General features: G+C 69.5%; 12 protein-coding genes. 6 read left to right on the top strand and 6 right to left on the bottom strand.

Annotated elements, in window-relative coordinates:
- Window positions 1–13: 13 nt before the first annotated feature.
- Window positions 14–709: a response regulator transcription factor gene (locus tag ALLO2_RS06650; protein WP_011435926.1), complete on the bottom strand. Its 696-nt coding sequence runs from the start codon at window positions 707–709 to the stop codon at window positions 14–16.
- 552 nt (window positions 710–1,261) lie between these two features.
- Here ALLO2_RS06650 and ALLO2_RS06645 point away from each other — a divergent pair.
- Window positions 1,262–2,083, top strand: coding sequence for a hypothetical protein (locus tag ALLO2_RS06645; RefSeq protein ID WP_139168492.1), 822 nt, complete (start codon window positions 1,262–1,264; stop codon window positions 2,081–2,083).
- 184 nt (window positions 2,084–2,267) lie between these two features.
- Here the strand turns inward: ALLO2_RS06645 and ALLO2_RS06640 are convergent, their stop codons facing one another.
- Both ALLO2_RS06640 and ALLO2_RS25435 read right to left on the bottom strand, forming a co-directional pair.
- Window positions 2,268–3,134: a rhomboid family intramembrane serine protease gene (locus ALLO2_RS06640; protein ID WP_035730533.1), complete on the bottom strand. Its 867-nt coding sequence runs from the start codon at window positions 3,132–3,134 to the stop codon at window positions 2,268–2,270.
- A gap of 273 nt (window positions 3,135–3,407) precedes the next feature.
- The gene (locus tag ALLO2_RS25435) at window positions 3,408–3,584 is read right to left on the bottom strand and encodes a hypothetical protein (protein WP_157493289.1); all 177 of its coding nucleotides are present in this window, start codon (window positions 3,582–3,584) and stop codon (window positions 3,408–3,410) included.
- Window positions 3,585–3,963: 379 nt separating this feature from the next.
- On the opposite strand from ALLO2_RS25435, the gene bioA reads away from it, so the two are divergent.
- Window positions 3,964–5,250: an adenosylmethionine--8-amino-7-oxononanoate transaminase gene (gene bioA / locus ALLO2_RS06635; protein WP_051874957.1), complete on the top strand. Its 1,287-nt coding sequence runs from the start codon at window positions 3,964–3,966 to the stop codon at window positions 5,248–5,250.
- A gap of 698 nt (window positions 5,251–5,948) precedes the next feature.
- Window positions 5,949–7,379, top strand: a complete 1,431-nt coding sequence (locus ALLO2_RS06630; protein WP_232234936.1) for a GGDEF domain-containing protein — start codon at window positions 5,949–5,951, stop codon at window positions 7,377–7,379.
- Window positions 7,380–7,440: 61 nt separating this feature from the next.
- Here ALLO2_RS06630 and ALLO2_RS06625 read toward each other — a convergent pair whose 3' ends face one another.
- Window positions 7,441–8,271, bottom strand: coding sequence for a bifunctional 5,10-methylenetetrahydrofolate dehydrogenase/5,10-methenyltetrahydrofolate cyclohydrolase (locus ALLO2_RS06625; protein WP_035730528.1), 831 nt, complete (start codon window positions 8,269–8,271; stop codon window positions 7,441–7,443).
- 1,234 nt (window positions 8,272–9,505) lie between these two features.
- Between ALLO2_RS06625 and ALLO2_RS06620 the strand changes: the two genes are divergently transcribed.
- Complete coding sequence (locus ALLO2_RS06620; protein WP_023840499.1) at window positions 9,506–10,075, top strand: hypothetical protein; 570 nt, start codon at window positions 9,506–9,508, stop codon at window positions 10,073–10,075.
- Window positions 10,076–10,158: 83 nt separating this feature from the next.
- Here the strand turns inward: ALLO2_RS06620 and ALLO2_RS06615 are convergent, their stop codons facing one another.
- Both ALLO2_RS06615 and ALLO2_RS06610 read right to left on the bottom strand, forming a co-directional pair.
- Window positions 10,159–10,761 carry a TetR/AcrR family transcriptional regulator gene (locus ALLO2_RS06615; protein WP_232234934.1) on the bottom strand — a complete coding sequence of 201 codons (603 nt, stop codon included), beginning with the start codon at window positions 10,759–10,761 and terminating at the stop codon, window positions 10,159–10,161.
- 263 nt (window positions 10,762–11,024) lie between these two features.
- Window positions 11,025–11,567: a pyridoxamine 5'-phosphate oxidase family protein gene (locus tag ALLO2_RS06610; RefSeq protein ID WP_011435935.1), complete on the bottom strand. Its 543-nt coding sequence runs from the start codon at window positions 11,565–11,567 to the stop codon at window positions 11,025–11,027.
- Between ALLO2_RS06610 and ALLO2_RS24060 the strand changes: the two genes are divergently transcribed.
- Window positions 11,568–11,909 carry a WYL domain-containing protein gene (locus tag ALLO2_RS24060; protein WP_082456650.1) on the top strand — a complete coding sequence of 114 codons (342 nt, stop codon included), beginning with the start codon at window positions 11,568–11,570 and terminating at the stop codon, window positions 11,907–11,909.
- Window positions 11,910–11,941: 32 nt separating this feature from the next.
- Entirely contained in the window at window positions 11,942–12,391 is a 450-nt protein-coding gene (locus ALLO2_RS06605; RefSeq protein ID WP_023840495.1) for a DUF456 domain-containing protein, read from the top strand.
- The last annotated feature ends 591 nt before the right edge of the window (window positions 12,392–12,982 follow it).

The raw sequence follows: 12,982 nt of genomic DNA, 5'->3' as shown, positions 1-12,982 counted from the left end.
GGGGTTCAGGGGTTCAGGGGTTCAGCCTGGTGGCGAACACCGCGGCCTGGGTCCGGCTCTCCAGCCCGAGCTTGGACAGCATGCTGGAGACGTAGTTCTTCACGGTCTTCTCGGCGAGGAACATCCGGCTGGCGATCTGGCGGTTGGTGAGCCCCTCCGCGATCAGCCGGAGGATGCGCCGCTCCTGGTCGGTGAGCCCGGAGAGCCGTTCGTCCTCGGCCGGTCCCTCCCGCAGCCGCACCAGGACCCGGGGCGTCACCGCGGGATCGAGCAGAGACTTGCCCGCCGCCACCTGGCGCACCGCGTCCACGAGGGCGGTTCCCCGGATCTGCTTGAGAACGTAGCCGGCCGCGCCCGCCATGATCGCTGTGAAGAGCGCCTCCTCGTCGTCGAACGAGGTCAGGATGAGGCAGGCGATCCGTGGATCGCTCGACCGGACCTGCCGGCAGACCTCGATACCGCTGCCGTCCTCCAGGCGTGCGTCCAGCACCGCGACGTGGGGCTGGAGAGCCAGGATCCGGGCGACCGCCTCATCGGCCCGCCCGGCCTCCCCGACCACCTCCACATCGGGTTCGTCGGTGAGGAGATCCCGCAGCCCGCGACGCACCACCTCGTGGTCGTCAAGAAGGAACACCCGGATGGTTCCGGTGATCGACGCAGGCCCCGGTGCGTCACCGACTCCGGAACCGTCCGCCAGTTCGTCTGACACCGTTGACTCCGCCCGACCCTGACGCCGTAGAAGACCGTCGCTGTTGTCACCTGCAGCAAGCAGAATATAACGCTCGCTGTTGGAGGCGGTGACCTCGACCGCACGGAAGCGGTGTCGTGCGTCTCGGCGGATGCCGTTCGGTGAACCCGTGAACGCCGGTTCCGGCCTCATCCGAAAAGGGTAGGTCCGGGCGGCGTCCGCCGAAGTCCGGTGAGGTGTAATCGAGCGACTTCATGATGTGATTACGCCAGGTCGCAATTGGCGTGCCGACGGCGGATGCAGAGTCCGTCCGCGAGCCCGGAGGTTTCGCCTGCTCCCCGGCGCGGCGCTGCGGCCCGTTGGCCGTAGCAGGGGAACCTCGATCGGGGCCGTCCGGTGTTTGTATCGTATGTCCGCCATGTGGCAAAAAGCACCCCGCTGCGTAGCGCATCCGATCCGTCCGTCAAGATGCAGTTCTCGCCCTCAGGTGCCGGCGCCATTCTCCGGGGTCGGCCGATCATGGGCGTCTTCGGCGTAGCGGCAGACAGAGATCGAGGGAAAGGACGTGCGGTCGTGCGATGGGGTAGGGGCGACGTGGCGACCACCACGGTCGCGGCGAGGATCGCGACGCTTCTGACGGAGCAGGCCGGCGGCGGGGCGCTCACGGATCCGCGGCTCGCCGCGGCGGCCAGCCGTTCCTGGACGCTGACGGAGACGATCGACTCCGCCGGGTCCGTTACCTGTCGGGTGACCACGGCCGTCGTCGCGGCCGTTGTCGCGGGCGCCACCGCGACGGCCTCCGAGGTCCCCGTGGTGACGGGACCGCAGCCGGATCCGACCCTGTCGTACGAGCAGCTCGTTCGCTACCGTGACGCCCTGCTCGCCGCGGATTTCGCCGTTCAGGAGGTCTTCGAGGACTGGCGGACGGTCGCTCTCGACGTGCGGGTCGCGGAGGAGGCGGAGGATGCCGCTCTGGCCGACCTGCCCGAGGCGACCGGTGAGGCTGTCGAGACCGGTGAGGCCGCCTTCTCGACCGCCGTGGACTCGCAGCCGGCCGTGGACTCGCAGCCGGCCGTGGACTCGCAGCCGGCCGTGGACTCGCAGCCCGCGCAGGTCGCCTCGACAACCGGGGAACAGCCCGTCAGGCCCGCAGCGGAGGCGGAGGCCGAGGACGCGCCGGTCGTGACGGGTAGCCGGAAGCGGCCCGGCCGGAGGTCGGCCGACGCAGGCCGTCCGCGAGCCCGGCGCGGTCTGTTGCGACGTCGTGTTCCCGCCGGGAAAGCCGTGGCCGTGGCATCCGCGGCCGACACGGGCGGCTGCGACGACGCCGCCGCGGCCGAGGCTGCCGACTCCACCACCCCCGACTCCATCGTCGGCGGGTCGTCGGCGTCCTGATGCCGGACCGCTGGGGTGCCTGACCGCCGGGCGGGCCTTCGCGGCTTCGGGACTACTCGACGGTCGTGACGGTCGCCGCCGTGGCGGCCGTTGTCGTCGTGGCGGCTTCCGCCGTCGCGGCGTCCACGTCCGGCAGGTGCCGGCGGGATGCCACGACGGTCAGGCCGCGGAAGATCGGGATCGCTCAGTAGGGGCGGCGGTGGCGGGCCGACGAGTTCCCCGTGCCGCGAATCCAGCCGTGTTGGGGCACCCGGAGCGGCGTCCCGGGGCCGGCGGCTCGCAGCCGGCTGATGAACGGCGTGACGAGCAACGCGCCGACCGCGAAGCCGACTACATGTGCTCCGTACGCCACGGTACCGCCGTCGGCGACGCCGAATCCGGTGAAGTAGATGTACTGCAACGCGAACCAGAAACCGAGGACGATCCAGGCCGGCAGCCAGAACGGCAGAAAGAACAGGACGGAGACCAGGCCGATGACGCGGGCCCGTGGGAAGAGCACCAGATAGGCCCCCANCACGCCGGCGACCGCGCCGGAGGCGCCGATCAGGGTGTTCGTCGACCCACCCTCCAACAAGGCGAAGCCGTACCCGGCGGCGTATCCGCAGACCAGGTAGAACAGCGGGTAGAGCAGCCTGCCCATGCGATCTTCAATGTTGTTGCCGAAGACCCCGAGGAACAGCATGTTGCCGATCAGATGAAGCCAGCTTCCATGCAGGAACATCGAGGTCAGCACCGACAGCACCGGGATCTTGTCGAAGCTGGGCGGTGATTCCACGATGCATCCCGGGTTGCCGGCCGCATCCACCCCGATCCGGCCGGAGTTCGCGGCGGTGAGCTGCGCATTGTGCACCAGTTCCCACGGGATCGCACCCCACTCCTGAAAGAACCGCTGCTGCTCACAGATGTTCTGTGCCGCCGACGTCTCCGTGCCGGCGACCGAGCTGACCACCGGTTCGAAGAAAACGAAGATCACCACGTTCGCCGCGATGAGCAGCCAGGTCACGACCGGGCGGCGGCGCAGGGGATTGATGTCGTGAATCGGGATGACCACACTGACATCCTGCCCGATGCGCCTGGGCAACTACTCCTACCTGGCACTCCTGGCCGACGATCAGCCAGGGGTCGTCGGCCTCTGCCTCCGCCGCGAAGATCACACCGGGGCGATGCCGCCGCTGGGAAACTTGGCCTCACCCTGGCCGAGGGGCCGGTCGACCGAGACGGCGAACCATGGAAGGCGAACCATCCGCACTACCTCACTTCACAGTTCCTGGCATCCTCGCGATACCGCGTGGGCTGGAAGGCAATCCGTACGAGGACGAGGGTGTCAACCAGCTGGAGCACGCGCCAGACCGCCGAGCAAGCACGGCGGTCTGGCGCGGATGCCGATGTCGTCGCTGCGGCGCTTCTGCACGACATCGGTCGTGCCCCTGGCGTCGTCGCCGCCGACGTCACCTTCGACGATGTCATCATGATGCGCGTCCACTTGACCAATAGCGCCCATCTCGAGGAGTTCAACACGCTCTATGCGACCTGGGTCAAGGACCCCTCCCGGCCCGGACCACCGTGTGCGTCGACCTGCCCCGTGACTTCCTCGTCCTCGTCGACGCGCTCGCCGTCCTCGACGCCGCCGACTGAGTGGGGGTAGCCGCGAGTTGGACTCCTGTCGGCTTGGGGTTCGAGGGCAGGACGGGCGGGTGACGAGCTCGGGCGGGTGACGCAGGGGTGTGAGACCGCAGTTGTGTGAGACGCACGACGATCGGCCCGGGCCAGCGCCACCCAGGCCACCGCCGTCGACCGGGGTGGGCGAGAGTGGGGAGGTGACCCCTCGTTCGACGATCGCCGTCCCGCCGCCCGCGCTCACCCCCCGGCCCCAGNCCCCGGTGGCGGACGTGGGCGACCTCGTCGCCCGCGATCGGCGGGTGGTCTGGCATCCGTATGCTTCGGTGTCCGGCTCCACGCCGCTCTTCCCGGTCGCATCCGCCGCGGGGACCCGGCTGACGTTGACCGACGGCCGGGAATTGATCGACGGGATGTCGTCGTGGTGGGCGGCGATTCACGGCTACCGGCATCCCGTGCTCGACGAGGCGGTGCGCGGGCAGCTCGAGACGATGTCCCATGTGATGTTCGGCGGTCTGACCCATGAGCCGGCGGTGGCCCTCGCCGAGACCCTCGTGGCGATCACGCCGGATCCGTTGCGGCGGGTATTNCCNTGCGNTTCGGGNTCCGTCGCCGTCGAGGTCGCGATCAAGATGGCGCTGCAGTACTGGACCGGGCGGGGCCGGCCGGGCCGGACGCGCCTGCTCACCATCCGACGCGGCTACCACGGCGACACCTCGGGCGCGATGGCGGTCTGTGATCCGGACGCGGGCATGCATCACCTGTTCAGCCACCTGCTGCCCCGCCATCTGTTCGCCTCCGCCCCGGCCTGCGCCTTCGACGAGCCGTGTGAGGACGCTCACGTCGCCGAGATCGAGGGGCTGTTGGCCGGGCACGCCGACGAGATCGCGGCGGTCATCTGCGAGCCGGTTGTGCAGGGCACCGGAGCCATGCGGTGGTATGCGCCGGGCTGGCTGGCGCGGCTGCGCGAGCTGTGCGACCACTACGGGGTGCTGCTGATCGCCGACGAGATCGCGGTCGGGTTCGGCCGCTCGGGCGAGCTGTTCGGCTGCGACCATGCCGGCATCAGCCCCGACATCATGTGCGTGGGCAAGGCGATGACCGGTGGATACCTGTCCATGGCCGCGACGCTGTGCACCGACGAGGTCGCGGCGGGCGTCTGCGACTCGCCGGCCGGCGCGTTCATGCACGGCCCCACGTTCATGGGCAACCCCCTGGCGAGCGCGGTCGCGAACGCCAGCATCGACCTGCTCCTCTCCTCGCCCTGGCAGGCTCGGGTGCGCGAGATCTCCGCCGGGCTCTCCGCCGGGCTCGCCCCGGCCGCCGACCTGCCCGGGGTCGCCGACGTGCGGGTACTCGGCGCCATCGGAGTGATCGAGACGCGGGAGCCCGTCGACATGACCGTGATCCAGCCGCTGTTGGTGGATCTCGGGGTCTGGGTCCGCCCGTTCGGACGGTTGGTCTACACGATGCCGCCGTTCATCATCTCCCCCGCCGACGTGGCCACCCTGGCCGCCGCGATGGTCGAGGCGGTCGCCCGTACCATCTGATCGCCGCGTCACCGGTTCGTCCGCGTCACCGGTTCGTCCGCGTTACCGACGCGTCGGTCCCTACGCCGCCGCCAGGTGTCAGGAGCGGACGGCGGGCATCGAGCTGGTCCCTCGGCGGTCCCTCCCTCGGCCGTCCTTGGTCTCCGGGCGGCGGACGTGCCGTTTCCCGGGCGTGTCGGATGTGGTCTCTCGGCGGTGTCCCGCAGCCGACGCGACCGGGCGGCCCGTCGTGACGCCTCCTTCGGCCCGGCATTCGTCGTCGCAGGTCAGGTGCCATTTCCTGGGCAACTATCGCGCGCGTGCCGGGGAGAAAACACGGCTCGGCGACGCCGCGAACGGCTAAGAACCGGCATTCGGACGGTTGCGAATTGGCGAAGCGCCTTCGTACTCTTCGTTCTCGAAGATTCACCGTAAGTAGCAGCGACCAGGTTGGATTCACCGGGCGGTTCCGGCCGGGTACGGCCGTGGACAAGAACGAGGAAGGCCATCCACCAATGCCGTTACGCATACGACTGGCGCGGGGCGCGGGTTCCGTTCTGGTGGGCACCCTTCGGCGTGGCTGGCGGCGAGTCCGCGGGGTGACCACGCGGGGAGCGGGCACGACTGCCCGGACCGGTCGCGGGGCGGCACGAGGCGAAGCGTCCGCCCCACCCGCGAGCGCCGAACCCGTCGGCCCCTGGATGATCGGCCCTCCGCCGTTGGGCCCTCGCCTGGCCGGCCCTCGCCTGGCCGTGCTGCGCCTGCTCGGCCACGGCTGGATGCTGTGGCGCGCGCCCGGGGGGTTGATGCGGCGGGGGNTAATCGTAGTCTTCTGCTGGCTGAGCATGGCCGGGTTCGCGGCGGCGGGTCTGCGTCCGCGATGGACCGACCTCGCGGCCTTCGCCACCTTCGTTGTTCTCGGGGCGCTGGCCGTGGTGGCGTCCGGACGGCTGGGTGAGGATCTGACCGTTCCCGGGGCCCGACGTCATGACCTGCTGTCCACCTGGACGCTGGCGGCGGCGGTCCTGCTGCCGCCGTTCTACCCGGCGGTTGTCAGCCTGCCGCTGTGCTGGCTCGCCGGCCGTCGTGATCCAGTACAGCCGCCGCATCTGCGCGTGTTCCACGCCGCGGCGTTGGGCATCGCGGGCTTCTGTGCCTCCAGCGTCCATCTGCTGCTTAGCCCCGATCGAGGGCCGTTCACCGTCGACAACCTCGTCGGGTCCGGCGTCGCGGTGCTGGCCTTCCTCGCCGCGGTTGCGGTTTACCCGGTTGTGGCGAGGCTGACCGTGATGGGGATGAGGCTGACCGTGATGGGGATGAGGCTGACCGTGATGGGGATGGCGACGTCCGATGGTCGGGAGAGCCTCGATTCGTGCTCCGGTGTGGCGGCCGGTCCAGCCCGGCCGGGCTGGCCGGACCGGCCGGACCGGACCGGGGNCGTCCCGTCACCTGTCATCCCCGCCCGGACCCCGCTCCGGCATGCGTGCCGCGACCTCGTGCCCGCGCAGGCCGCCGAGATCTGCTCGTCGATCGTGGTCGCGGTGCTGTGGGCGGCGAACCCGTTGCTCATGCTGGCGATCACACCCCCCGTCCTGCTGCTGCAACGCAGCCTGTTGCACGCCGAGCTCCTGCATGCCGCGCGGTCCGACGCGAAGACCCGGCTGGCCAACCCGGCGTACTGGCGCCAGGTCGCGGAACGCGAGATCAACCGGGCCTGCCAGGTGGGGCGTCCACTGTCGGTGCTCCTGGTCGACATCGACCACTTCAAGCGGGTCAATGACAGGTTTGGTCATCTCATCGGGGACGTCATTCTGATCGCGGTGGCGGACGCGCTGCGGGCGGCGACCCGCCCCCGGGATCTCGTCGGACGGTTCGGGGGCGAGGAGTTCGTGGTGCTGCTCACCGAGGTTGAGCTGGAGAACGCGGCCGATGTCGCGGAACGGATCCGCCGCCAAGTCGCCGGAACCCACTGCCGGCTGGAGGGCCGGCCTCCCCTGTCGGTGACCGTGTCCGTGGGAGTCGCGACACATCACGGCCCCCGCGGCGACCTCGCCGGCCTCATCGCCCGTGCGGACTCCGCGCTCTACCGGGCCAAGGCCGATGGTCGTAACCGGGTACGGCTCGCCGGGCCGGTCTACAGCTCCGTCTGAGGCCGCTGCGGGCTCCGCTGAGGTGGCGGGCCCCGCTGATGCCAGGTGGCCGGTGTGCCGATCAGGCGGCGCGCGCCGCCCGGATCGTGTTGCGCAGCAGGAGCATCGTGGTGACCGGTCCCACGCCGCCCGGCACCGGGGTGAGGGCGCCCGCCAGGGACGAGACGGCCGCGGCGTCCACGTCACCGACCTGCCCGGTCTCGGTCACGACGGTGCCGACGTCGATGACGGCCGCACCCGGGCGGACGAAGCCGGCGCCGACGAGGCGGGGATGGCCGGNGGCGGACACGATGATGTCGGCCTCGTGGGCGATGCTCACCAGTCCCTTGGTCCGGGAGTGACAGATCGTCACGGTCGCGTCCTCGGCGAGCAACAGCAGCGAGACCGGCTTGCCGACCACTGGGCCGCGGCCGATCACGCATACCCGGGCGCCGGACATCGGGATGCGGGCCCGGGTGAGGATCTCCACCACCGCGGCGGCGGTGGCCGGCGCGAAGCTCGGCAGACCCAGCGCGAGCCGGCCGAGACTGCTCGGGTTCATCCCGTCGACGTCCTTGGCCGTCGGAATGTGCTCGCCGACCTCGCGGGAGGTCAGCCCGCCTGGCAGCGGCGTCTGGACGATGATCCCGTGCACGGTCGGATCGGCGGCGACGGTGTCGATCGTGTCGAGGATCGCCGCCGGCTCGCCCTTCGGCTCATGCAGCACACAGCGCACGCCGACCTTGCCCGCGGTCCGTTCGATGATCTCGGCATAGGAATACGCGGCCGGATCCGCGGTCGGCAGGACCACCGCCAGGGTCGGCGTGACTCCCGCCGCAGCCAGCCTCTCGGCCTCGTCGACCACGTACCTGCCGATCTCGGCGGCCATCGACCGCCCGTCGAGCATCCTCATGTGCCGTTCCGATCCTCGTCGTTCTCGTGGTCTGGCTCTCGTGGCCCTGCGGTCCTGATGGTCCTCCGGGCCGTTCCGCACGTCCGGGCCGTTCCGTACGGGCAAGTCACCGCTGTCCGCAGGCCTTTCCCGCACTCGCGCGGGTTATGCCGTCCTGGCCCACCACGCCAAACCTGGGGAAGGCCCGGGATGCGCCGGCGCAGCGAGCGGGGCGGCGGCGGGCACGGTTGTACCGTAGCAAGGCGGGTGGGCAGCTAACCTGCGCGGGGGAGCACGCCAGGGCGGCTCGGTGCACTCGGTTCCAGGCCGCTCGGTTCCAGAACGGTCGGTTCCAGAACGGTCGGTTCTCGTGCCTCGGATTTTCGGAATAACGGATCCTCCCTGGGAAAGCCTTCCGGAAGAGGCCCGCCCCTGTGTGGTGGTGCAGCCGAGGTGGGCGATTGCCGAGCGGAAATCCGTGTATTACTAGATATGATCTTCCCGGTTCGGGGTGATGGTGGCAGGTGGTGCGGTCCGGCGGAGTGGGCTGGCCGGTCGTCGACGTTCGCGATCGTTCGAGTCGGCCGCCGCTCGCGGCACGTAGCGGCCCGCTCCTCGCTGTGACATCTACGGACGGCCGGAGCGACGCACCTGAAACGACGCACCTGAAACGACGCACCTGAAACGACGCACCTGGCCGGAAGCGTCCGGTGCCCGCTACGCCGCACCCCGAGCCACCCGCCACACTGGCTGTACTCAGGAACTCCGGCCGGCTTGCCGGATGTAGCGATATGAATGCGACATTCGTCCTGCTGCGATGAGTCCACGGAACTTGATGTCAGGTGGGTAGCGAGGGTATATCATTCACCATTTTCCCGAGTTTATTGTCCTGCTTCTCTTCTCGGCTACCATGGAGACGTCCCGTCCTTGACCACGACGTGGAGTATCGAGATGAAGTCATCCGCCCGCACGACCATCCGTGCGATTCTTCTGGTTTCATTCCTGGCCGCCGGCTCTCCGTGACCGGGGGGTTTCCCTCGTTGAAGGCACGTCAGCTTCTGCGAGTGTCTGGACGATTGGGATATCGAGTGACAAAACAGGACGATTCAGCTCACCGATGGCTGGAGGCGGACGGACGTCCACGACTTCGTCTTGCTTTTCATGACCGGATCACCATCGGGCCGGGGGTCGTCCGGCAGATACTGGTCAAGCAGGTGGGGCTGACGGTCGAGGAGGCGTTTGGAGGTGATCGATAGTGTCTAAGGTGGTATCGGTGCTGGTTCGCCGGGACGGCCCCTGCTGGTCGGCCTGGTCGCCGCAGTGTCCTGGTCTGGTGGCCGCCGAGACGACCGCCGAGGAGATGCGTGCCGCGTTGCCGGACCTGATCGCCTGGTACTTCGACGGGGACCCCGACGTCAACCTCCGGATCCACCTTGAGCTGGAGGTGCGCGGTGTCATCGTCCGGATCGCGCAGGATGCCGACGCCTGGGAACGGCAGCTGGTCGCCGAGCGTCTGGGCGCGGCCTTGGGCATGGACAGTCAGGCGGAACAACTGCGCGCCGTGCGGGCGAACGCCGCGGGCGAGGTGGTGTATGTCTGTGCGCTGCCGTCGGACCAGATCTCCTGGCTGACCGGGCAGATGGACGACGAGGACGATGCGGTCGTCGTCGCGCTTCCGGCGACGGAGAGCGAACTGTGGACCTTGCAGTTTGACGCGCTCCGGCGGCGAGGTGAAAAAGCGCCGGGTGCCGGCTACCGGCCGGAGGCAACCTTTGATGAGATCATGGCGACGTTCGCCGGGCCACGCCTCCAGCTCAGCGCATGACAGCCCGGCCCCGCGCCGGTCGGCCCCCGCCGGTGAGCGCCCGCGTGACGGCGGGAATCTCCGCCCTTCGGGCGAAGAGGATGTCAACGGGGGAGATCGCGCAGGATGAGGTCGAGGCCCGCGAGGAACTGGGCCTCGTTCTCCTCCCGTAGATGGGGTGCCGCATCGGAGAGATCCGGGTGGTGTTCGGCCGGCGGGCGTACCGCCGCGACCGGGCCGCCGCGGGCGCCGGCCCCCTCCCGTTCCACGGCCCGGGCGAGCTGGCGGGCCTCGCTGAGGGNGTGGCCGAGGGNGTAGAAGAGCAGCGTCTGGTAGACGTTGGCGGCGTCGGCCGGATCCATGCCTGCGCGGTGAAGCTGGGCGACCGCGTGATCAGCCCGCTCCCAGTAGGCGCCCACCCCGGGCGGGCGGCGCAGCACCAGCGGCGCCAGGGTCGGATGCGCCAGCAGGGAGCGTCGGAGCTGACGGAAGTTTTCCCGGATGTCCCGGCGGGGGTCGTCGGTCTCCGGCAGCTCCTCCACCCCGCGGATCACCGTGTCCGTCAGCGCGTCGAGCAGCGCGTTCTTCGTCGCGAAATGTCGGTACATCGCCGTGGGATCCACGTCGAGGAACGCGCCGAGGGCCCGCATGCTGAACGCGCCCGCGCCGTGCGTGTCCACGACCTCCATCGCTGCCGCCAGCAGCACCTCCCGGGACAGCGTGCCCCGTGGGGTCCGCCGGGAACCGACCCGCCGACCTCGCCGCCTACCGGTGTCCGCGTCGGCGGTTCCGATGCCTTCTGGCTCGTCATCGTCGGTGCCGGGATCGTGCGTGCCGGCGTCACCCTCCCGGGTGTCCTCGGAGCCTGGGCTCTCGTCGTCGGACCGGGGCGCCTTGGGATCGTTGGTCTCATCGTCGATGGCATCATGATAGTCAACGATGTTGACGCCGTCCCGCGGCTCGTGATGGTCTACTCCTCGGCCCAGGTTTCGCGCACCGGCCCGTTGCCACGGCGCTGCACCCGCACCCCTCGATAGCCCGGTCGCCAGCTTTCCAGCACGATCTCCCCGGCCGGCTCGTCGACGCTCGTGCGGACCACCTCGGTGAGCTCGACGCGGAAGAGGTCGAACGGCGTCGGCGGGCCGACCTCGGTGGCGAAGGAGGCCAGGACCTCCTCATCGTTGATCCACCGGGCCCGCCCGGAGACGCGGATGTCGCCGCCGGCCAGGTCCTGGCCCGGCCCGGGATTGGCGGCCAGGGCGAAGCGGGGGTCGCGACGCAGGTCCCGGGACTTGCGCGCATCCGGCATGCTCCCGAGCCACAGCTCCCCGAACCGGAAGTTCGTCTCGATTCCGCTCGTGCGCGGGGAGCCGTCGGCACGCACGGTAGCCAGGATGTGATGGCGGAATGCCGCGAACCGGGTGCGCGCGGTCTTGGCGAGGGCGGGTTGCGCGGCCTCGAAGTCGCGCCAGGATGTCGTCACCGCGCCATCGTGACATGAAAACTCTGCCATCTGCTGTCCTGGTTCACGGCTAGGCTTCCCAGACGTGCGATCGAGCCGGCTCACCGCGTTGCTCCTGCATCTGCAGGCCGTGCGGCGGGCCCGACTGACGCCGACGGCTGGCGGGAGGTGGAGCTCGCGACGGAGGGGCTCCAGGTGGCGCTCAGCCAACTGTGTGTCCTGGCGGACGGGGTCGTGGTGCTCGCCCCCGCCGAGTTGCGCACCGCCTTCGCCGAGGTGGGTCGACGCATGGCGGAGAACAATATGGCGGGGAACAGTGCTGCCGCGGCGGTGGGGAGCAACACTACCGTCGCGGGAGATCGGGAGATGCCGGTGAAGGAGGTCGCGCCATAAGTACCGGTGGGCTGCTAGTTGTCGCTCTGGTGATGGCCGTCGGCCTGGTCGGCGTCGTCCTCCCGGTACTGCCGGGCCTCGTCCTGGTCTGGGGCGCGGGTCTGTGGTGGGTGATCGCGGACGGTGGGGGAGTCGGTCGCTGGATCGTGCTGGCGCTCATGACCGCGCTGTTCGTGATCGGGGCGCTCACCAAGTACGTCCTGCCGGCTCGGGCTACGGCCGGTCGGGGGGTGCCGTGGCCCAGCCTGGCCATCGGCGCGGTGTGCGCGATCATCGGCTTCTTTGTAGTGCCGGTCGTCGGGCTCCTGATCGGTGGAGTGGTCGGGATCTACCTGGCCGAGCTGGTGCGGTTGGGGGATGCGCGAGCGGCGGGCCGCACGACCTGGGCCGCGATCGTCGCCTTCGGGGTCGGTGTGGTCGTGGAGCTCGCCGCCGGCGTCGCGATGGTGCTCGTCTGGTTGGTCGGCGAGTTCGTCGCGTGATGACACGTGACGACTCATGGCGATTCGTAACGATTCGTGACGTCGTGCTGCTGCTTCCGGTCTTCCGGAGTCCGCGGGGGCCGGGAGTCCGCGCGTCCCGATCCGGGGAGTCGACCGGCCCCGAGCCTGGTGGGCCGGTCTCCCGACGGCGCCCTCCGCCGCATGATCGCTATGTTAAGTAGGGGTAACCATTTCCGGTGCTCCGTGGTTGCCGCCTCGTCCGTCGTGTGCGGCTGTTAGCATCGTCCGAGTGATGCTGATGGAACGTCTCCTGACGGATCTCAATGGTGGACGGCGAATGTTCCACTCCGAATTTCACCGGGCTATCGGATCGAACCCCGGATGAGTGATCCGGGGCGGACCTACCGAAAATCTCAGAAATTTATACGATATTTTTTCCATTATTGTTCAGAGTGGCCGTGGTCAAAGTCGCGGTTCCTTTTTATGTCACATTCCTCCGGGGCTCCGCAGTGGTACCGGGCGCGCCCGCGGAGTCACCGGCCGATGCGGCGTCCGTTCTTTCCCCCGATGTCCTTCCCTTCTATGTCCTTCCCTTCGACGTCGAGGATCGTGTGGAGGCAGCCGGCCGCC

The organism is Frankia sp. Allo2, from assembly GCF_000733325.1.
Lineage (GTDB): Bacteria > Actinomycetota > Actinomycetes > Frankiales > Frankiaceae > Frankia > Frankia casuarinae.
Note: the sequence above shows the minus strand (reverse complement) of the source record. Positions and strands in the feature narration are given on the sequence as shown.

Coding starts and splice junctions, on each gene's coding strand:
- ALLO2_RS06610 (WP_011435935.1), bottom strand. CDS start 11,567: ATGGCAGAGTTTTCATGTCACGATGGCGCGGTGACGACATCCTGGCGC.
- ALLO2_RS25435 (WP_157493289.1), bottom strand. CDS start 3,584: ATGGGCGCTATTGGTCAAGTGGACGCGCATCATGATGACATCGTCGAA.
- ALLO2_RS06605 (WP_023840495.1), top strand. CDS start 11,942: ATGGCCGTCGGCCTGGTCGGCGTCGTCCTCCCGGTACTGCCGGGCCTC.